We start from the raw sequence: 19962 nt of genomic DNA on the forward strand, positions 1-19962 counted from the left end.
GGAGAGACCGCATGGCGGAACTTTCGCTCAAGAATGTCGTCAAGCGCTACGGTGCGCTGAAAGTCATCCATGGTGCAGATCTCGATATTGCCGATGGCGAGTTCGTGGTCTTCGTCGGCCCGTCCGGCTGTGGCAAATCAACGCTTCTGCGTATGATCGCGGGGCTGGAGGATATATCGGACGGCGATATCAGTATCGGCGGCAGAACGGTCAACGATGCCGATCCGGCCGATCGCGGCATCGCCATGGTGTTTCAATCCTATGCGCTTTATCCGCACATGACGGTTGCCGAAAACCTGTCCTTCGGCCTGAGGATGAACGGTAATCCCAGGGCCGACACGGAAAAGCGTGTCAGCCGCGCCGCCGAAATCCTGCAGATCAATGAGTTGATGGAACGCCGGCCAAAGCAGCTTTCCGGCGGGCAGCGGCAGCGTGTCGCCATCGGCCGCGCCATCGTGCGCGAACCGCAGGTCTTTCTGTTCGACGAGCCCTTGTCGAACCTCGATGCGGAACTTCGGGTGCAGATGCGGGTGGAAATCTCGCGGCTGCACAAGCAGCTTGGCACCACGATGATCTATGTCACCCACGACCAGACCGAGGCGATGACGCTGGCCGACAAGATCGTGGTTTTGAGGGCGGGAAATATCGAACAGGTCGGTGCCCCGCTCGATCTTTATGACGACCCCGCCAACCGTTTCGTTGCCGGTTTCGTCGGTTCGCCGAAGATGAATTTTCTGGAGGCGACCGTCATCGGTACAGGTGGACAAAGCGTTACGCTGTCGCTCGACAGCGATCCTGCCGTGCGGCTGACCCTGCCGATCAAGGACCGGCTCGATGAGGGAAGCAAGGTTTCGCTCGGCATCCGACCCGAACATTTTGCCGATATCGGGCAGGGCGATGCCGATCTCACCGTCCACGTCGATGTCGCCGAGCACCTCGGCAATACCAGCTATGTCTATGCCCGTACGGAAGGCGGTGAGCAACTCGTCATCGAGCGGCCGGAATCGCGAGACGTCGCCAATCGTGACCGGCTGACGGTCGGTCTTTCCGCCCGCAAGGCATTTCTTTTCGACAGTCAGGGCAATCGCCTGCGCTGAACCCTTTCCGAAGCACGCAAGTCAAGACGAGGATTTCATGACGACCGACCAACCGATCCGCTGGGGCATTATCGGCCCGGGCACCATCGCCAAGACCTTTGCGGACGGCATTGCCCATTCCCGCACGGGTAAGCTCGAGGCTATCGCCACCCGCAATCCGGACAAGCCCGGCCTTGCTGACGCCTTTCCCGGCGCGCGCATCATCCACGGTTACGATGCGCTGCTTTCCGATCCCCATATCGACGCCGTCTATATCGCCACGCCCCATACCGGCCATGCGGAATGGGCGATCAAGGCGATCCGTGCGGGCAAAAACGTGCTGGTGGAAAAGCCCATCGCGCTTTCCGCCTATGACGCCGACGCCATTTTCCACGAAGCGAAAAAAGCTGATGTCTTTGCGGGCGAGGCCTATATGTACCGCCTGCATCCGCAGACGGCAAAACTGGTAGAGTTGATCAGGAGCCGCGCCGTTGGCGATATCCGCATCATCCGCTCCAGTTTCGGTTTCAACATGGGGTCTTTCCGTGCCGATCATCGTCTGTTTTCCAATGAGACGGCAGGCGGCGGCATTCTCGATGTCGGCGGTTATCCCGTATCCATGGTGCGGCTGATTGCCGGTGCAGTCGATGAAAAACCCTTTGCTGAACCCGAAAAGATTGTAGGTGCGGCCCATCTCGGCCAGTCGGGCGTCGATGAATGGGCTTCGGCCGTTCTGAAATTTTCGAACGGTATCGTTGCCGAAGTCTCCTGCTCGATCATGGCAGGCCAGGACAATGTGCTGCGCATTATCGGTTCGGAAGGCCGTATCGAAGTCAAGGATTTCTGGTTCGCCGCCGGCCACAAGGGTGGCACCGGCCGGATCGATGTTTTCAGGGGCGACAAGGTCGAAACCATCGAATTGCCGGAAGACCGTTGGCTCTATTCCTTCGAAGTCGATGCGGCAGGTGAGGCGATAAGGCAGGGCAAGCAGGAATTCGTCGCGCCCGGCATGGGCTGGGCCGACAGTCTCGGCAATCTACGTGTCATGGACCAGTGGCGTGCCGCCGTTGGCTTGGAATACAGCGTCGAAAAAGCAACCTCTCGCATCACGAATATTGCCGGTGGCAAGGTCGTGGCAGGCAATGCGGTTCCGAAGCGGCAGATACCCGGCCTCACCAAACCCGCTTCGGTGGTTGCGCTCGGTTTCGAGTTCTTCCCCAATTTCGCCTCCGCGTCCCTGACGCTCGATGCCTTTTATGAGGCGGGCGGCAATCTGTTCGATACAGCTTATGTCTATGGCGGCGGCAAGACGGAAGCCATATTCGGTGACTGGCACACCAGCCGCAACGTGCCGCGCGAAGAAATCGTGCTGATCGGCAAAGGCGCGCATTCGCCCCTCTGCTATCCGGACATGATCGCCAAGCAGCTCAACCAGTCGCTGGAGCGTCTGAAGACGGATTATGTCGATGTCTATTTCATGCATCGTGACAATCCCGACGTGCCGGTCGGCGAATTTGTCGATGCTATGGATGCCGAAGTCCGGCGTGGTCGCATTCGGGGCATTTTCGGGGGATCGAACTGGACGCGCGAGCGTATGGACGAGGCCACCGCCTATGCGCAAGAGAACGGCAAACAGGCGCCGGGCGCACTTTCCAACAATTTCTCGCTTGCCGAGATGCTCGATCCCATCTGGGCGGGGTGTGTGGCGGCATCGGATGATGAGTGGAAGGCATGGCTCCAATCCCGCCAGATCCCGAATTTCGCCTGGTCGAGCCAGGGGCGCGGCTTCTTCACCGACCGGGCGGGGCGGGACAAGCGAGATGACGAGGAAATCGTCCGCGTCTGGTATTCCGACCGCAACTTCGACCGCCGCGACCGGGCGATCGAGCTTGCCCGGAAACTCGGCCGCCATCCGATCCACATCGCGCTCGCTTATGTCATCGCCCAGCCTTTCCCGGTCATTCCGCTGATCGGGCCGCGCACCATTGCCGAACTGGAGGACAGCCTTTCTTCGCTGGATATCAAGCTGACGGCCGAGCAGGTTAAGTGGCTGGAGGCGTGACGCGACACGAGGCGGCGGGTTTTCCGCGGTCTCCGGATGGATGATAAAGTCGGCTACCTCTCCTGCGTCATGCCGGGCTTGACCCGGCATCCAGCCACGGTGTGTCAGCGCCGTGGCCGGAGCCTTTTGCAATCAAGGAATTGACCGTGCTGGACCCCCGACCTCGTCAGGGTGACGGAATGCGGATGCTGTGGTGGTGCTAAAGCACTGTTTTATAGGACGACTATCCCCAACCTCCTACCTTATCTTGTTTTCCTGCTTCTTTCTCTCAGCAGCCGCTGATAAATCGGGATCTTGATATTATTGCGCCCGCCTGAAAACACGGCGGGTGAAACAATCTACCGAGGTTCTTATGGGCGATATCGATCGAGGCCGTGCGCAGCAGTTGATGGGTGAGGCGGGCATGGATGCGCTGGTGCTTTTCCAGCCCGAAGCCTTCCGTTATGCGGTTGGAGCAAATGCCGGTGTTGCGACGATGTGGGGCAGGGCGGGGTCGGCGATTGCGCTTGTCCCAGCCGATGCTGCGTCCGGGCTTGCCGCCGTCGTCAGCGATCACGCCGCACCTCTTGTCGAGAAGGCCGCGCCTGATGTCGATCTGCGCCGGCATCGCATCTGGATCGATATGGTCGATATGTCGGGTGTCGAAAACGTCTCGCAGGTAGACGGTGCCTATCGCCGAAACAATTCCGGCGGACAGAGGCCGGAGACATTCGATCGCGCCGCCTGCTTTGTTTTGCTGGCCGACCTTCTGGAGGAACGCGGGCTGTCTGCGGCGCGTATCGGTGCCGATCTCGAATTCATGCCCGCCGCCGATTTTTCGGCTCTTCGTGAGGCGACGCCCGCTGTGACCTGGGTTGATGGTTCGACAGTGCTGAAACGTCTGCGTGCGGTGAAATCCGTGCGCGAGATTGAACTTCTCAGGCGGGCCGCAGCGGCCGCTGAGGCCGGGCTGGTCGAGATGGCGGCGGCCGTGCGGCCGGGCGTGGCGCTCAGCCAGCTTTCCAACGCGTGGAAAGCCGGCGCTCAGTCGCATGCCTTGAAGTCGGGTTTTTCGCTGAGCGGCCATTGGGACTATATATCGGTTGGTCCGGCCCTGTCGGATATGACGGCGGTCGTCGCGCCCGGTGCCCTGATCAAGGCCGATGTTGGCACGCTGGTCGATGGTTATTCGTCGGATGGCGCGCGGACGTTTTCATGGGGTCCGGTCTCCCCGCTCGCGGCCAATATTTTCAAGGCGCTGGAGGCAGCTTTTACCAGCGGGCTGGAAGCGATTCGTCCCGGCAATACATTCGGTGCGGTGCACGCCGCCATGCTGGCTTCGATGCGCAAAGACGGATTCAGCGAATATTATCGCGGTCACTTCGGCCATTCCGTCGGCGGCGGCGTAGGCATCGAGGAATGGCCGTTCTTTTCCCATGACAATGAGGAGGTCATTCTTCCCGGCATGGTCGTGGCACTTGAAGCGCCGTTTTACGGCGAAGGTCTGGGTGCGCTGATGATCGAGGACCAGTTCCTCATTACTACAGCAGGGGCAGAGTGCATGAACAGCCTGCCACGCACCCTGCGGGATTTGTCCGGGGCCTGAGGCCGGCCAGATTCAAAGAAAGTCGTCGCGGCGAGGGGTGAAGCAGTCGATCAGCTCGCCCTCTTCCAGGCAGAGGCAGCCGTGCTCGACATGGCCGGGAATGATGAGGCTGTCGCCTTTCTGCAGGTCGTAAGCTTCGCCATCGCGATAAAAGCGGAAGCTGCCGCTGGCGACATAGGTGGATTGCACATGCGGATGGTTGTGCAGCTTGCCTTCGGCGCCGGTCTTGAAGCGGAACGAAACCACCATCAGCTCCGGCGCTTCGGAAAGCACGGTGCGTTCAACACCATCGTCGGGTGAAACGGTGGGGAATGTCGGAAGCTGCTGCATGTCTTTCTCCTCGGTCATGCGATGTCGTTCAAGCTTGAAATTCAGCGCGGCGCGCGCAGCATGGCGCGGTAACGCGTCTGGCTGCTTTTCAGGTGATGGCGCATGGCGCTTCTTGCCGCCTCTTCGTCGCCGTCCTGTATCGCAATCAGGATCGCTTCGTGCTCACCGACAAGCCGGTTGAGGTCAGCGGGTGAAAGCACGGTTTCCTTGCCGTTTTCGGCAACGGCGCGGCGCGGAATGAGCGTGGGGCCAAGCACCTGTAAAAACTCGCTGAAGCGCGGATTGTTGGTTGCGTCGGCAACAGCCAGGTGAAAAGCGAAGTCGGCCTCTGCTGTCGGAATGCCCTTGGCGGCACTGGCGCGGAAGGCATCGAAGGCTTCGATGATTTTTTCCTCCTGCGCCGGGGAGCGGCGAACGGCCGCAAGACCGGCGGCATCACCTTCCACGGCGGTGCGCAGTTCGAGCATTTCGATCAGGGACGACACGCGGGCAAGATCGACATTATGGAACGGCCGTCGCTCGACAGGCGGTGGCTCCAGCACGAAGACGCCCGCACCCTGACGCGGCTCGACCAGCCCGTCGGACCTCAGTGAGGCGATGGCCTCGCGCACCACGGTGCGGCTTACGCCGAATTCCTGCGTCATCTGCGCTTCGGAAGGCAGGCGCTCGCCTGTCTTATAACGGCCCTTGGCGATCTGGCTGCGGAGCTCCTCGGAAACCTTCACCACAAGCGTCTTGGCTTGCGGAGCTGCCGGTTCGGAGGTTATCGCTTTTGTCATTGTCATCGCCGTTCTAAAAAAGGGTGCAGGTTAGCGTCCGGTATTCCTCGATACGTCATTCGCGGTCCGGCTTGCAATCCCGCTGCACGCGCAGGAAAGACCGGTTATCATGCCTGTCGGTCCCGAATGGCATTTCACGTCGCCTTGAAGATCGGATTGTCGATGAAAACGCCGCCCTGAAAACGCGCCACCGCATCTCTAGGGTCTGGTTGCGGTGTTGTCTCGGCAATGTGCTGCCGGAAAGTCTCGGCGTTGTCCTTCGGTTTCCAGCCAAGCCAGCCGAGGTGGGAATTGTCCCACCAGCCCGCGTCATTGGCCGATGCGCCCCAGATGACCGGGCAGCCGAGCACCGGCGCGCGGAAAACCGCCTCGATCAGCGATACGAAATCATCCTGCGAAAACCAGGTCGACAACATGCGGTGATTTTGCGGTTCCGGCGTGCAGGAGCCGATACGGACCAGCGCCGTTTCCTGGCCGAATTTTTCGAAATACATGCGGGCGAGGCTTTCGCCGAAACATTTGGACACGCCGTAAAGACCGTCCGGCCGGAAGGGAACGTTGGGGCCAAGCCGCTCTGTCTGGGAATAATAACCGATCGTGTGATTGGAGCTGGCGAAGACGATTCGCGGCTGCCCATGGGCGCGGGCCGCCTCATAGAGGTTATAAAGCCCGATGATATTACCGTGAAGAATCTGCTCGAAAGGCCGCTCCACCGATATGCCGCCAAGATGGACGATGCCGTCACAATCGGCGACCATCGCATCGACGGCGCTGGCGTCGGCCAGATCGCATTGCACGCATTCCTCGTTCGGCCCGGCAGGATCGAGCGGCGAAAGATCGGCAAGACGCAATATCTCGGCCATAGGTGCGAGGCGCTTGCGCATGACGCGGCCGAGCTGGCCAGCCGCACCGGTAACAAGAAGCCGTTTCATTGCAATTCTCCCTAAACGAATGGACTGCGGATCATCGAGGCTGCGGGAAACCCCATTCAACGTCTCCTGCGTGGTCGAGATATCCAGGTTCCTCTTGACCTTGTCATACAGATCGTACAAAAAGCGGATAACATATATTATGTCCTATACGCAACAATCATGAAGGATGAGTTTGATGCTGACCGTCGAAACAAGGCAGGCCGTCAACCCGGAATATGCAAAAACGCTCGATACCGATGGGCTTCGCAAGCATTTCCTCGCCAACGACATGTTCCGTTCCGGCGAAATCAGGCTGATCTATACCCATTACGACCGTTTCGTCATGGGCGGCGCGGTGCCTGATGGTGCCCCGCTGATGCTGGACAAGGTCGAGGAAACCAAGACGCCGTCTTTCCTTGACAGGCGCGAGATGGGCATCGTCAATATCGGCGACACCGGCACGGTCAACGCTGGTGGCGAGACGTATACGCTCAATCGTGGCGACGTTCTGTATCTCGGTGCGGGAAGCGGTGCGGTGACCTTCGATGGCGCGGGCCGGTTCTACATCACTTCATGCCCGGCGCATCGCAGCCTGCCGGCAAAGCTCGTCAGCCTTGCCGACAGCAAGGAGGTCAAGCTTGGTGCGACCGAGACCTCCAACAAGCGCACAATCAACCAGTTCATCCACCCACTCGTCATGGAAAGCTGCCAGCTGGTGCTCGGCTATACGACGCTGGAGGACGGCTCCGTCTGGAACACCATTCCGTCGCATATTCATGATCGCCGCATGGAGGCCTATCTCTATTTCGGCATGGATGAAAAGTCGCGCGTTCTGCACCTGATGGGTGAGCCGCAGGAAACGCGGCATCTCTTCATTTCCAACGAAGAGGGTGCCATTTCTCCACCCTGGTCGATCCATTCCGGCGCTGGCATCGGCTCTTACACGTTCATCTGGGCCATGGCTGGGGACAATGTCGATTATACCGACATGGACTTCATCCAGCCGGGGGATCTGAAATGAAAAATCCCTTTTCGCTTCAAGGGCGTAAGGCGCTGGTGACGGGTGCCAATACGGGGCTTGGTCAAGCAATCGCCGTCGGCCTCGCCGCGGCCGGCGCGGAAGTTGTCTGCGCCGCCCGCCGCGCGCCGGACGAGACGCTGGACATGATCGCGAAGAACGGCGGCAAGGCCGCCGCATTGTCGATTGATTTTGCCGATCCACTCGCCGCCAGGGACAGCTTTGCCGACGCCGGTTTCGATATTCTCGTCAATAATGCCGGCATCATTCGCCGCGCCGATTCCGTGGAGTTTTCAGAGCTCGACTGGGATGAGGTGATGGACGTCAATCTCAAGGCGCTGTTTTTCACCACGCAGGCCTTCGCCAAGGAATTGCTGGCGAAAGGTCGTCCGGGCAAGGTAGTCAATATCGCCTCGCTACTGTCGTTTCAGGGCGGCATCCGCGTGCCGGCTTATACGGCGGCGAAGCATGGCGTTGCGGGTCTGACCAAGCTTCTGGCAAATGAGTGGGCCGCGAAGGGCATCAACGTCAATGCCATTGCGCCCGGTTACATCGAAACCAACAATACCGAGGCGTTGCGGGCGGATGCTGCCCGCAACAAGGCCATTCTCGAGCGTATCCCGGCAGGCCGCTGGGGGCATTCTGAAGACATCGCCGGGGCGGCGGTTTTCCTCGCCTCGCCGGCGGCCGACTATGTGCATGGCGCCATCCTCAATGTCGATGGTGGCTGGCTGGCGCGCTAATGCGCGCCGGTTTTCAAAATTCATCATATAACTTGTATGATGACTTGTTGACAAATATGCGGCAAGCGGTTTAGGTGGCTTCCAGTCAGTGAACTTGCAGAGGAATACGGATTATGAACCCTGAACAAATCAAGGCGGCGCTTGGCTCCGGCCTGCTCTCCTTCCCGGTAACGCATTTTGATTCCGAGGGTCGTTTTGCGGCCGATAGCTACAGGGCGCATGTCGAATGGCTTGCCGGTTACAAGGCGCCGGTGCTGTTTGCCGCCGGCGGTACGGGCGAGTTCTTCTCGCTGAAGCCGGATGAAATCCCTGCTATCGTTTCGGCTGCCAAGGAAGTGGCCGGTGAAACGGCAATCGTTTCCGGCTGCGGCTACGGCACCGAGGTTGCGGTTGATATTGCACGCTCGGTGGAAAAAGTCGGTGCTGATGGCATCCTGCTTCTGCCGCATTACCTCATCGATGCGCCGCAGGAAGGCCTTTACGCGCACATCAAGAAAATATGCCAGTCGGTCGGCATCGGCGTCATGGTTTATAACCGCGACAATTCGGTGCTTCAGGCGGATACGCTGGCGCGTCTCTGCGATGAGTGCCCGAACCTCGTCGGCTTCAAGGACGGCACCGGTGATATCGGTCTCGTTCGCCAGATCACCGCCAAGATGGGTGACCGCCTGATGTATCTCGGCGGCATGCCGACGGCGGAACTGTTTGCCGAAGCCTATCTCGGCGCCGGTTTCACGACCTATTCCTCGGCCGTCTTCAACTTCGTGCCGGGCCTTGCCAACGAGTTCTATGCGGCGCTGCGGGCCGGCGAGCGCGCCACCTGCGAACGCATCCTGACGGAATTCTTCTATCCGTTCATGGCGATCCGCAATCGCGCCAAGGGTTACGCTGTCTCCGCCATCAAGGCTGGCGTTCGCCTGCAGGGCTTTGATGCGGGTCCGGTGCGCGCGCCGCTGAAGGATCTGACGAATGAGGAAATCGGCATGCTCGATGCCCTGATCGGCACGCACAAGCGCAAGGTGTGATCAAGGTATAACGGGAGGGGAACGATGAAGATCACAGCGGTGCGCACGCATCTGCTCGAACATCGGCTGGCCACGCCGTTTGAAAGCGCATCCATGCGCTTTGACCGGCGTGCCCACGTTCTGGTCGAAATCGAATGCGATGACGGGACCGTCGGCTGGGGCGAATGCCTCGGTCCGGCGCGACCGAACGCCGCCGTGGTTCAGGCCTATTCCGGTTGGCTTATTGGCCAGGATCCCCGCCAGACCGAAAAGATCTGGGCTGTGCTTTACAATGCCCTGCGCGACCAGGGCCAGCGCGGCCTCAGCATTACAGCCCTGTCCGGCATCGATATCGCGCTGTGGGATATCAAGGGAAAGCATTACGGCACCTCCATCTCCATGCTGCTCGGCGGGCGCTGGCGCGAAAGCGTGCGCGCCTACGCCACCGGCAGCTTCAAGCGTGATGGGGTCGACCGCATCTCCGACAATGCCAATGAGATGGCTGAGCGCCGTGCAGAGGGTTTTCACGCCTGCAAGATCAAGATCGGTTTCGGCATCGAGGAGGATCTTGCGGTCATTGCCGCCGTGCGCGAAGCGATCGGGCCGGATATGCGGCTGATGATCGACGCCAATCACGGCTATACCGTTACCGAAGCCATCGCGCTCGGCAATCGTGCGGCTGAATACGGCATCGACTGGTTCGAGGAGCCGGTGGTTCCCGAGCAGCTCGATGCCTATGCGCGCGTGCGGGCAGGCCAACCAATCCCGGTTGCGGGAGGCGAGACCTGGCACGGGCGTTACGGCATGTGGCAGGCGCTTTCCGCCGGTGCCGTGGATATTCTCCAACCAGACCTCTGCGGTTGCGGCGGCTTTTCCGAAACGCAGAAGATTGCCACGCTTGCCACGCTGCACGGCGTGCGCATTGTGCCGCATGTGTGGGGCACGGGCGTGCAGATCGCCGCTGCCCTGCAGTTCATGGCCGCGATGGTGCCCGATCCGGTGCGGGTAAACCCCGTCGAGCCGATCATGGAATTCGATCGGACGCATAATCCGTTCCGTCAGGCCGTGCTGCAACAGCCGGTAGAGGCGGTGAACGGTGTCGTCGCCATTCCCGATGGTCCCGGTCTCGGCATCGAGATCAACCGCGACGCACTCGTTGAATTCAGGATGCCACAGCCATGAGCGAACTTGTCAGAAAACTAAGCGGGACACCGCCGCAGCCAGCGTTTCCGAAAGGGGCGGTCGATACTCAGATGCATATGTATCTGCCCGGATATCCAGCCTTGCCGGGTGGGCCGGGCCTGCCTCCGGGTGCGCTGCCGGGGCCTGAGGATTATCGCCAGCTCATGCAATGGCTCGGCATCGACCGCGTCATCATCACCCAGGGCAACGCCCAACAGCGAGATAACGGCAACACGCTGGCCTGCGTGGCAGAAATGGGCGAGGCAGCCCGCGCGGTGGTGATTATCGATGAGAAGACGACTGAAAAGGACATGGAACGACTTGCCGCTGCCGGTGCCGTGGGCGCCCGTATCATGGATTTGCCTGGCGGCGCGGTGAACCTATCGGAACTGGAAGCGGTGGATCAGCGTGCCCATGCGGCCGACTGGATGGTGGCGGTTCAGTTCGACGGCAATGGGCTTCTCGATCATTTGCCGCGCCTTGAAAAAATCCGTTCGCGCTGGGTCTTCGACCACCATGGAAAATTCTTCAGGGGTATCGACACGGATGGCCCGGAAATGGCGGCACTTTTGAAGCTCATCGATCGCGGCAATCTCTGGTTCAAGTTTGCCGGTGTTTATGAAAGTTCGCGCGACGCCTGGCCCTATGAAGATGTTGCAGCCTTTTCGCGCCGTATCGCTGCCCATGCTCCGGAGCGGATCGTCTGGGGGACGAACTGGCCGCACAATTCGGTCCGTGAGACGGCTGCCTATCCGGATGATGCCCGCCTTGCGGAGCTCACACTCGGCTGGCTGCCGGACGATGCGGCCCGTCACCGAGCGCTGGTGGAAAATCCAGAAGCCCTGTTCAAGCTGCCGCCACTCAAGGCGGTGTAGTTTCAATTCGGGATAGTTGGGGAAAGGGAGGTCCCCATCATCCTTTGCAGATGAAAGGTCTTTGCATGCCGGCCCGGATGGGCGTGAAAAATTCGGTCCGTTAGCCTTGGAGGGGTGGGGCCGTTGTTACAACGGAGGAGGAAGAAATGAAAAAGATTGCAAGCATGATGTGCATCGCGATGGGGATCGCGCTGTCAGGCGTTTCCGCCAAGGCGCAGGAAATCACCCTGCGCTCGGCCGATATTCATCCCGACGGTTATCCGACGGTTGAAGCCGTGAAATATATGGGCGAACTTCTGTCGGAACGCTCCAATGGCCGCATCAAGGTGCAGGTCATGAACAATTCGGTTCTCGGCGGTGAGAAGGATACCATCGAGCAGACCCGCTTCGGCGTCATCGACATGAACCGCGTCAACGCTGCGCCTTTCAACAATCTCGTCAAGGAAACCACCGTTCTCGGCCTGCCTTTCCTGTTCCGTTCGACGGAACACATGCACAATACCGTAGACGGCCCGATCGGCGATGAGGTTCTGGCAGCTTTCGAACCGCACGGCCTGATCGGTCTTGCCTTTTACGATTCCGGTGCGCGTTCCTTCTACACAACCAAGAAGCCCATCGAAAAACTGGCGGACCTGAAGGGCCTCAAAATCCGCGTGCAGCAATCGGATCTGTGGATTTCGATGATGCAGGCGTTTGGCGCCAACCCTACGCCGATGCCGATGGGCGAGGTTTACTCCTCGCTTGAAACAGGCGTTGTCGATGGTGCGGAAAACAACTGGCCGTCCTACGAATCCGCCCGTCACTATGAAGTGGCGAAGAACTATTCGCTGACGGAACATTCCCTCAATCCGGAAATCCTCGTCATCTCCAAGATTTCCTATGACAAGCTGTCGCCGGAAGATCAGAAGCTGCTGCGTCAGGCAGCCAAGGATTCCGTTGGCAAGATGCGTGAATTGTGGAGTGCGCGCGAAAAGGCCTCGGAAGAAAAAGTACGCGCCGGTGGCGCCAACGTCATCAAGGTCAACAAGGAAGAGTTCGCCGCCGCGATGGGGCCGGTCTACGACAAGTTCGTCACCGATCCGAAAATGAAAGACCTTCTTGAGCGGGTAAAAGCCGTCAAGTGACATAGGGAAAACCGGCTCTGGCAACAGGGCCGGTTTTCTTTTGTCGTCATTGGTCTGAGGTTGGAGGAGGAAGGCAAATGCGAAACTTCATGCGGGCGATCCGCCCATTTCTCGGCGCGCTAAGCCGTGCGTCACTTTACATCGCCGGCGTCGGCATGGTCGCCATGACCCTTATCGTCGGCTGGCAGGTGTTTGCCCGTTATATCCTGAATGATTCACCAAGTTGGTCCGAGCCGATGTCGCTTCACCTTATGTCATGGTTCATCATGCTGGGGGCGGCGGTGGGCGTGCGTGAAAGCGTGCATCTGGGGCTGGATATTCTGCGCTATATGATGCCGCCGCGCATACAGGCGGCGATGGACCTGACCAGTCTGGCACTGATCTTCTTTTTCGGGGTTGGCATGTGCTGGTACGGAACCGTCCTCTCTGCCGGAACATGGACGGCGACGATCCCTGTTCTTGGATGGCCGGGCGGCATGGATTTCTTCCCGCTGATCGGTGGCGGTTTTCTGATCGCGCTGTTTGCAGCCGAACGCTTTATCGATCTTGCCATCGGCGAGGAAATCGCGGCGGATGTCTTTGTGCAGGAGGCCGCGTAAATGGCTTACACAATCCTCTTCGGTGTCTTCACCCTTCTGATGCTGATCGGTACGCCGATTGCGTTCTGCCTCGGCATTGCCTCCTTCGCCACCGTTCTTTATCTCGGCCTGCCGCCCATCGTGGTCTTCCAGCAGATGAACTCCGGCATGAACGTGTTTGCGATGATGGCGATCCCGTTCTTCATCTTCGCGGGTGACCTCATGGTCCGCGGCGGTATAGCCCATCGTCTGATCCGTTTTGCGGCCGGTCTTGTCGGTCATCTGCGCGGCGGTCTGGGGCAGGTCAACATCGTCGCTTCGACATTGTTCGGCGGCATTTCCGGCTCGGCTGTCGCCGACGCTTCGGCCGTTGGTGGCCTGATGATCCCGCAAATGGCCAAGCGCGGTTATGACCGGGATTACGCCGTCAACGTCACTGTCAACGCCGCCATCATCGCGCTGATGATCCCGCCTTCGCACAATATGATCCTTTATTCGATCGCGGCGGGTGGCAATGTTTCGGTGGCCGATCTCTTCACCGCCGGCATCATTCCAGGCCTGCTGCTTGCTGCGGCCCTGATGGTCACCGCCTATATCGTCGCGCGGCGCAAGGGTTACCCGTCCGAGCCGTTTCCCGGCTTTTCGAAGCTGATGTATTATCTTCTGGCGTCCTTTCCCGGCATTCTGTTGATCGGCATCATCTTCGGCGGCGTTCGTTCGGGTATCTTCACCGCGACGGAGAGTTCCTGCATTGCCGTTCTCTATGCCTTCCTTGTCGCCATGCTTGTCTATCGTGAGCTGGACTGGAGCGGTTTCGTGGAGGCGGTGATGGGGGCGGTTCGCACGACAGCGATGGTTCTGCTCGTCATCGGCACGGCTGCGTCGTTCGGCTGGTTGATGGCGTTTCTGCAGGTACAGACACTGATGATCGCGACAATCAGCGCGATTTCGGACAATCCGATTATCGTGCTTCTGGTCATCAACGTCATTCTGCTCTTGCTCGGCACTTTCATGGATATGGCACCGATGGTCATCATTTCCACGCCGGTGCTTCTGCCTGTCGTGAAGGCCTTCGGCATCGATCCCGTGCATTTCGGCGTCGTGATGATCCTGAACGCCGGTATCGGTCTCAATACGCCGCCGGTCGGAACGGTGCTCTTCGTGGGATGTGCGGTTGGCGGCATAACGATACGGGAAGCGATGCGAACGATCTGGCCGTTCTTCGGCGCCAGCATAGCCGTGCTGCTCGCCGTCACCTACATTCCGTCGCTTTCACTTTGGTTGCCGTCACTTTTCCGGTAGTTCCAAAGCTTTATCGCAAGAAGGCCCCGCTATGCCGGGGCCTTTTGCATTTCGGTGGCAAGCAGCCTCTGCTGTTCGTGCTCGTCAAACGCCATCAGATTGCCGTGCCGGCTGCGGCGTATCCTGTTCATGTGGTCGCGCGGGCTCAACCCCAATGTGCGCTTGAACATCCGTGAAAAATAATAGGGATCTCCATAACCTACTTCTGCCGCCGCAGCCGCAACTGAAAGCCCGGCTTCAAGAAAATGCATGGCACGTTCCATGCGTTTGAATTCCTGATATTTCCTCGGCGTGCGCCCCACCCGTTTCTGGAACTCACGCAGGAAATAGTCGCGATTATAGGGGGCTGCGTCGGTCGCCCTTGCGGCGATTTCAGGGTCGAGCGGATTGGCGGAAATCATCGTGATCGCTTTCATGACAGCCAGATCCAGGGCTTCGGCACCTTCCGGCTGGAAACTTGGACGGTCGACCCATCCGAGAAATGCATCATCGATAAATGCGATCAGCAACACCATGAACAGGTGATGCTGGCCAAGCGTGACAGAGGAGGGCGGAGCGCTCTGCCGATAGTGGCGCACCAGCGGCTCCAGCAGCGGCCAGCGGCTCAGCGAAAGTTTCGGCTTGAGGTCCATCTGCGCGACAAGGTTGTGGCGACCGTAAATATCCAGCGTGAAATGCTGTGCCACTCCCCGATAGGTGACGGCCTGTTCATTCCAGCCGATAAAATGCTGCCCCCTGAAAATCAGCATGGCGTCGCCAGGCTCCAGCACCCGTGCTTCACCGTCCACGAGATAATGCCCGCGACCCTCCAGGCAGATAATGAGATCGTCCACCTGATTGGATTTGTCGATCTGCCAGGTGCGGGAGTGCTCCATCTTGATCGTGGCGCGCGTGAGATTAAGCGTGAGCGCCGCAGGCGGAACGGACGAGAGAATGCCACCTTCGATTTCGTCCATCTTTTTCCTCGTCTTTGTTAATTCACCTTGGCTCGGAAATTTGGTTTTGTCACCTCACAAACTGCTAATGCGCGCCGTATCAATGAGGGAGGAGATCGGCTTCGGCGAGAAATTGCGCCATCATGCGCCCGCCGTCAGCCGTTCCGGGAGAATCACTTGCACGAAATTGTATTCTGTTATCCGCGCCTTTCCGGGGTGGGGGAGGAGCGTCATGAAATCTAATCGCTTCCTCGGGCTGGGATATCTGACGCCCTACATCATCGGACTTCTGGTTTTCACGGCGATCCCGTTTCTGGGTTCCCTGTATCTCAGCTTCACCCGCTACGACCTGATGAGTGACCCCACATGGGCGGGACTGGCCAATTACGAGCGGCTCTTCACCCGTGATCGCACGTTCATGAAATCCCTGAACGTCACCCTGTTTTATGTGTTTCTGACGGTGCCGTTGAAACTTGCCTTCGCGCTGTTCATCGCAGCGATACTCAATTACAAGCTGCAATTCATCAATTTTTTCCGCACGGCCTTTTACGTTCCATCCATCCTCGGCGGTTCGATCGCGATTGCGGTGCTGTGGCGATACATCTTCGCCAGCGAAGGGCTCGCCAACATGGCGCTGGCGGCAATCGGCCTGTCGCCGGTGGACTGGTTTGGCGATCCCGCCAATGCGCTTTTTACAATTACGCTGCTGCGCTGCTGGCAGTTCGGTTCGGCCATGGTGATCTTTCTCGCCGCGCTGCAATCCATCGACAAGTCGCTTTATGAGGCAGCGGCAATCGACGGTGCAGGCAAGGTAAAGACGTTCTTTTTCATCACCCTGCCGCTTCTGACGCCGGTCATCTTTTTCAACCTGATCATGCAGATGGTGCAGGCATTCCAGGAGTTTAACGGGCCTTACATCATCACCCAGGGCGGCCCGTTGAAGTCTACCTATCTGCTGCCTCTCTATATTTACGATGAGGCTTTCAAGAAGTTCAACATGGGCTATGCCTCCGCCATCGCCTGGGTTCTTTTCACCATCATCACCGTGCTGACCCTCGTGGCCTTCTGGTCCTCGAAAAAGTGGGTCTATTACGCCGGCGACAAGCGGAATTGATGCCATGACCGATATCGCAACCTTAAACGACATGCAGGCCGCCCGCCGGGCAAGGCTCCGGCTGTTATCGACCTCTGTCCGGTACACGCTGCTGTTCGCGGTCGGCTTCATCATGCTCTATCCGCTGATCTGGCTGGTCGGCGCAAGCTTCAAGACCAATTCCGAGATCTTTTCCGGTGCAGGTTTCATTCCTGAGACGCCAACGCTGGACGGTTACATCCGCGGCTGGGAGACCTCCACGCCCTACACCTTCGGCCGGTTTTTCTGGAATTCGTTCCTGATCATCCTGCCGAAGGTCATCGGAACGGCGATTTCCTGCACCATGGCGGCCTATGCCTTTGCGCGCTTCGATTTTCCGCTGAAGAAAATCCTGTTTGGCTCTGTCATCGCCATCCTGCTTTTGCCCAATGTCGTAACCCGCATTCCGCAATATATCCTGTTCCGTGACCTCGGCTGGCTGGATAGTTTCCTGCCGCTATGGGTTCCCTCGGCACTAGCCGGTGATGCCTTCTTCGTCTTCATGCTTGTGCAGTTCCTGCGCTCGCTGCCCTCGGATATGGAGGAAGCCGCCCGTGTGGATGGCGCCAACAGTCTGCAGACGCTGGTTTACATCGTCGTGCCGATGCTGGCGCCGGCGCTGATCTCGGTCTGCCTTTTCCAGTTCATGTGGACGATGAACGACTTTCTGGGACCGCTGATCTACCTGTCCTCGGTCGATAAATATCCGGTGAGCCTGGCGCTCAAACTCTCCATCGACACCACCGAAGCCTTCGAATGGAACCGCATCCTGGCGATGTCGGTGCTGACGATCGCGCCTGCGCTCGTCGTGTTTTTCGCGGCGCAACGGTATTTCATTGAAGGGATCTCGTCTGGCGGGGTCAAGGGCTGAAAATGGCAAGCGTTCAACTTAAAAATCTTGAAAAAGTCTATGGCGGCAGCTTCAAGGCCGTGCACGGCATCAATCTCGAAATCGAGGACGGCGAGTTCATGGTCTTCGTCGGCCCGTCCGGCTGCGCAAAATCCACCACGCTGCGCATGGTGGCGGGGCTGGAGGAAATCACCGGCGGTGAAATCCTCATCGGAGATCAGCGCGTCAACGACCTACCGCCCGGCAAGCGCTCCATTGCCATGGTGTTCCAGAACTATGCGCTCTATCCGCATATGAAGGTGCGCGGCAATCTTGCTTTCGGCCTCAAGATTGCCGGTGTTGCCAAGCCCGAGATCGAGAAGGCAATCGACAATGTCGCGCGCATTCTCGAAATCGAGCCCTTGCTGGATCGTCTGCCGAAACAGCTTTCCGGCGGGCAGGCGCAACGTGTTGCTCTGGGCCGTGCCCTCATCAAGAAACCGGGCGTGTTCCTGTTCGATGAGCCCCTTTCGAATCTCGATGCGAAGCTGCGCGCCTCCATGCGTGTGCGCATTACCGATCTGCATCGCCAGCTGAAGGCGGAGGGCCTGTCTTCGACCGTCGTCTACGTGACGCACGATCAGACGGAAGCCATGACCATGGGCGACCGTATCTGCGTCATGCAGGCCGGGCGCATCATGCAGGTCGCCACGCCGAAGGAACTCTACGACCGGCCCGCCAATCTGTTCGTCGCCGGTTTCATTGGCATGCCGGAAATGAACCTTGTGGATGTGGCGATCGACGGGGCGGAGTTCGTCATCGGCGGGCAACGTCTTCCGATAGGCGACCATCTGGAAAAGCTGCTTTCAGCCAGACCGGCGGACGCCGTCATCGGCATCCGTCCGCAGCATCTTTCGTTAGCCGGTGAGGCCGATGGGCCGGCGCTGCAGGCGAAACTGACCAACGCCGAATTCATGGGGCACGAGGTCTATCTGCATGCCGATCTGGGCGGACAGAAGCTCGTGAGCGTGGTGGGAGCAGCCGAATTCGAGGCGCTTGCGCGCGACGGCATTCTGCGACTGAAGCCGGACCCCGAGAAGCTGCATATTTTCGACAAGGCCGATGGCCGCAATGTCTCGCTGTGAGGAGGGGACGAGCGTGCCTGATTTTTCGAGGAGGAGAAGAACAATGAAGATGACGAGAACAATGGCGATGCTGGCCGGTGCTGCCTATCTGGCCACGGTGGCTGCGCCTGCGGCGGGTGCCGCGGAACTGCGTATGTCGTGGTGGGGCGGCGAAAGCCGTCATGTCGCCACTCAGAAGGCGATTGCCGCCTGCGGTGAAAAATACAGCCACACGGTCAAAGGTGAGTTTACCGGCTTCGACGGATATCTGGAAAAACTGACCACGCAAATGGCAGGCAAGACGGAGGCTGATATCGTTCAGGTGAACTGGCCATGGCTGCCGCTGTTTTCCAAGAATGGTGAAGGTTTTGCTGATCTGCGTCAGCTGAAACCTCTCGATCTTACGCAATGGGCCGAGACGGATCTGGAAGCAGGTTCTATGAACGGGGTGCTTCAGGGCCTTTCAGTCTCCACCACCGGCCGCGTGTTTTTTTTCAACGCCACCACCTTCGAGAAGGCTGGTGTTGAAATCCCCAAGACATGGGATGAATTCTTCGCGGCAACAAAAACCATCAAGGAAAAGCTCGGCAAGGATCATTACACCTTCAATGCCGTAAAGGAGACTGCCCAGCTTCTCGTGACACTCGCCGTGGTGCAGAAAACCGGCAAGGATCTGGTCGACCCCAAGACCAACCGTGTCGCCTGGACGCCGGAGGAACTGGCTGAAGGTATCTCGTTCGTCGGCAAGCTGGTGGAAACCGGCTCCATTCGCTCCCAGAAAGAGGAAGCGGCCGATGGCAACGTCAATCTTTATGAAAAGCCGTCCTGGTCCGAAGGCCGTATCGCTGGTTCCTATGAATGGGATTCCACCTATTCGAAATATGCCGATCCCCTGAAGGATGGGCAGGTGCTGAAACCCGTGCCGATGCTGAAGCTCGCCGATGCCGTAACGGAAGGCGTTTATCGCAAGCCTTCCATGGTCTTTTCTATCTCGAAAAACTCGAAGAACCCTGAAGCGGCAGCGCAAATCCTGAACTGCCTGCTGAACGAGCCTGAGGGCATCGATGCGCTTGGGACGTCTCGCGGCCTGCCTGCTTCCAAAGCTGCGGCGCAGCGTCTGGGCGACAAGGGTGAGCCGGAAGTGCGTGCCGCCAATGCCATCGTCATGGCGGCATCGGGACCGGTAGTTTCGCCCTTCAACGAACATCCGGAAATCCGCTCCGGCTTCATCGATACGCTCGAGGAATATGCCTATGGCCAGCTGACGGCGGAAGAGGCGGCTGAGCAGATCATCGATACCACCAACGACGTTCTGGCCAAATTCGATTGACGACAATGGCCCGCCGCCCCTGTGGCGGCGGGCTCTTTATCCG

The 19962-nt window shown here is 59.0% G+C and carries 19 protein-coding genes; 15 read left to right on the forward strand and 4 right to left on the reverse strand.

From position 1 onward, the window contains the following. Positions 1-11 precede the first annotated feature (11 nt). The 3 genes from QE432_RS08010 to QE432_RS08020 all read left to right on the forward strand — a co-directional run bounded on the left by QE432_RS08010 (position 12) and on the right by QE432_RS08020 (position 4723). The gene (locus QE432_RS08010) at positions 12-1097 is read left to right on the forward strand and encodes an ABC transporter ATP-binding protein (RefSeq protein WP_003517934.1); all 1086 of its coding nucleotides are present in this window, start codon (positions 12-14) and stop codon (positions 1095-1097) included. A gap of 37 nt (positions 1098-1134) precedes the next feature. After that, positions 1135-3138 carry an aldo/keto reductase gene (locus QE432_RS08015; RefSeq protein ID WP_065688897.1) on the forward strand — a complete coding sequence of 668 codons (2004 nt, stop codon included), beginning with the start codon at positions 1135-1137 and terminating at the stop codon, positions 3136-3138. A gap of 352 nt (positions 3139-3490) precedes the next feature. Further along, a complete protein-coding gene (locus QE432_RS08020) occupies positions 3491-4723 on the forward strand; it encodes a M24 family metallopeptidase (protein WP_065688898.1) in 1233 nt (410 codons plus the stop codon). Positions 4724-4735: 12 nt separating this feature from the next. Here the strand turns inward: QE432_RS08020 and QE432_RS08025 are convergent, their stop codons facing one another. The 3 genes from QE432_RS08025 to QE432_RS08035 form a co-directional block, all read right to left on the reverse strand. Next, on the reverse strand, positions 4736-5053 hold the full coding sequence (locus QE432_RS08025) for a cupin domain-containing protein (RefSeq protein WP_003517929.1): 318 nt from the start codon (positions 5051-5053) through the stop codon (positions 4736-4738). A gap of 41 nt (positions 5054-5094) precedes the next feature. Beyond that, positions 5095-5832 (reverse strand): FadR/GntR family transcriptional regulator, encoded by a 738-nt coding sequence (locus QE432_RS08030; RefSeq protein ID WP_065688899.1) that lies wholly within the window; start codon positions 5830-5832, stop codon positions 5095-5097. A 134-nt stretch (positions 5833-5966) separates the two neighbouring features. Beyond that, the gene (locus tag QE432_RS08035; RefSeq protein ID WP_065688900.1) at positions 5967-6764 is read right to left on the reverse strand and encodes an NAD-dependent epimerase/dehydratase family protein; all 798 of its coding nucleotides are present in this window, start codon (positions 6762-6764) and stop codon (positions 5967-5969) included. Positions 6765-6939: 175 nt separating this feature from the next. Here QE432_RS08035 and kduI point away from each other — a divergent pair, with 175 nt between their 5' ends. The 8 genes from kduI to QE432_RS08075 all read left to right on the forward strand — a co-directional run bounded on the left by kduI (position 6940) and on the right by QE432_RS08075 (position 14569). Continuing rightward, a complete protein-coding gene (gene kduI, locus QE432_RS08040; RefSeq protein ID WP_003517924.1) occupies positions 6940-7764 on the forward strand; it encodes a 5-dehydro-4-deoxy-D-glucuronate isomerase in 825 nt (274 codons plus the stop codon). Continuing rightward, the gene (gene kduD / locus QE432_RS08045; RefSeq protein WP_038493824.1) at positions 7761-8504 is read left to right on the forward strand and encodes a 2-dehydro-3-deoxy-D-gluconate 5-dehydrogenase KduD; all 744 of its coding nucleotides are present in this window, start codon (positions 7761-7763) and stop codon (positions 8502-8504) included. The genes kduI and kduD overlap by 4 nt, the downstream gene beginning before the upstream one ends. Positions 8505-8617: 113 nt before the next feature. Further along, on the forward strand, positions 8618-9529 hold the full coding sequence (gene kdgD / locus QE432_RS08050; RefSeq protein WP_003517921.1) for a 5-dehydro-4-deoxyglucarate dehydratase: 912 nt from the start codon (positions 8618-8620) through the stop codon (positions 9527-9529). A gap of 24 nt (positions 9530-9553) precedes the next feature. Continuing rightward, positions 9554-10690 (forward strand): D-galactarolactone cycloisomerase, encoded by a 1137-nt coding sequence (locus QE432_RS08055; RefSeq protein WP_065688902.1) that lies wholly within the window; start codon positions 9554-9556, stop codon positions 10688-10690. Further along, positions 10687-11565 (forward strand): amidohydrolase family protein, encoded by an 879-nt coding sequence (locus tag QE432_RS08060; protein WP_013761415.1) that lies wholly within the window; start codon positions 10687-10689, stop codon positions 11563-11565. Before QE432_RS08055 ends, QE432_RS08060 begins: the two co-directional genes overlap by 4 nt. 146 nt (positions 11566-11711) lie before the next feature. Continuing rightward, complete coding sequence (locus QE432_RS08065) at positions 11712-12689, forward strand: TRAP transporter substrate-binding protein (RefSeq protein WP_003517915.1); 978 nt, start codon at positions 11712-11714, stop codon at positions 12687-12689. Between the two features lie 77 nt (positions 12690-12766). Beyond that, the gene (locus QE432_RS08070; RefSeq protein ID WP_306623717.1) at positions 12767-13288 is read left to right on the forward strand and encodes a TRAP transporter small permease; all 522 of its coding nucleotides are present in this window, start codon (positions 12767-12769) and stop codon (positions 13286-13288) included. After that, a complete protein-coding gene (locus QE432_RS08075) occupies positions 13289-14569 on the forward strand; it encodes a TRAP transporter large permease (RefSeq protein WP_003517912.1) in 1281 nt (426 codons plus the stop codon). Positions 14570-14598: 29 nt separating this feature from the next. On the opposite strand, the gene QE432_RS08080 is transcribed toward QE432_RS08075, so the two are convergent. Beyond that, the gene (locus QE432_RS08080; RefSeq protein WP_019566472.1) at positions 14599-15525 is read right to left on the reverse strand and encodes an AraC family transcriptional regulator; all 927 of its coding nucleotides are present in this window, start codon (positions 15523-15525) and stop codon (positions 14599-14601) included. Positions 15526-15736: 211 nt separating this feature from the next. Between QE432_RS08080 and QE432_RS08085 the strand changes: the two genes are divergently transcribed. The 4 genes from QE432_RS08085 to QE432_RS08100 are packed head-to-tail and all read left to right on the forward strand — an operon-like array spanning position 15737 to position 19919. Continuing rightward, on the forward strand, positions 15737-16618 hold the full coding sequence (locus tag QE432_RS08085; RefSeq protein ID WP_003517909.1) for a carbohydrate ABC transporter permease: 882 nt from the start codon (positions 15737-15739) through the stop codon (positions 16616-16618). A gap of 4 nt (positions 16619-16622) precedes the next feature. Further along, complete coding sequence (locus QE432_RS08090) at positions 16623-17507, forward strand: carbohydrate ABC transporter permease (RefSeq protein WP_019566471.1); 885 nt, start codon at positions 16623-16625, stop codon at positions 17505-17507. Positions 17508-17509: 2 nt separating this feature from the next. Then, positions 17510-18610: an ABC transporter ATP-binding protein gene (locus tag QE432_RS08095; protein WP_306623720.1), complete on the forward strand. Its 1101-nt coding sequence runs from the start codon at positions 17510-17512 to the stop codon at positions 18608-18610. Between the two features lie 43 nt (positions 18611-18653). Further along, complete coding sequence (locus QE432_RS08100; protein WP_065705301.1) at positions 18654-19919, forward strand: ABC transporter substrate-binding protein; 1266 nt, start codon at positions 18654-18656, stop codon at positions 19917-19919. The last annotated feature ends 43 nt before the right edge of the window (positions 19920-19962 follow it).

The sequence above is a fragment of the Agrobacterium sp. SORGH_AS_0745 genome (genome assembly GCF_030818995.1).
GTDB lineage: Bacteria > Pseudomonadota > Alphaproteobacteria > Rhizobiales > Rhizobiaceae > Agrobacterium > Agrobacterium tumefaciens.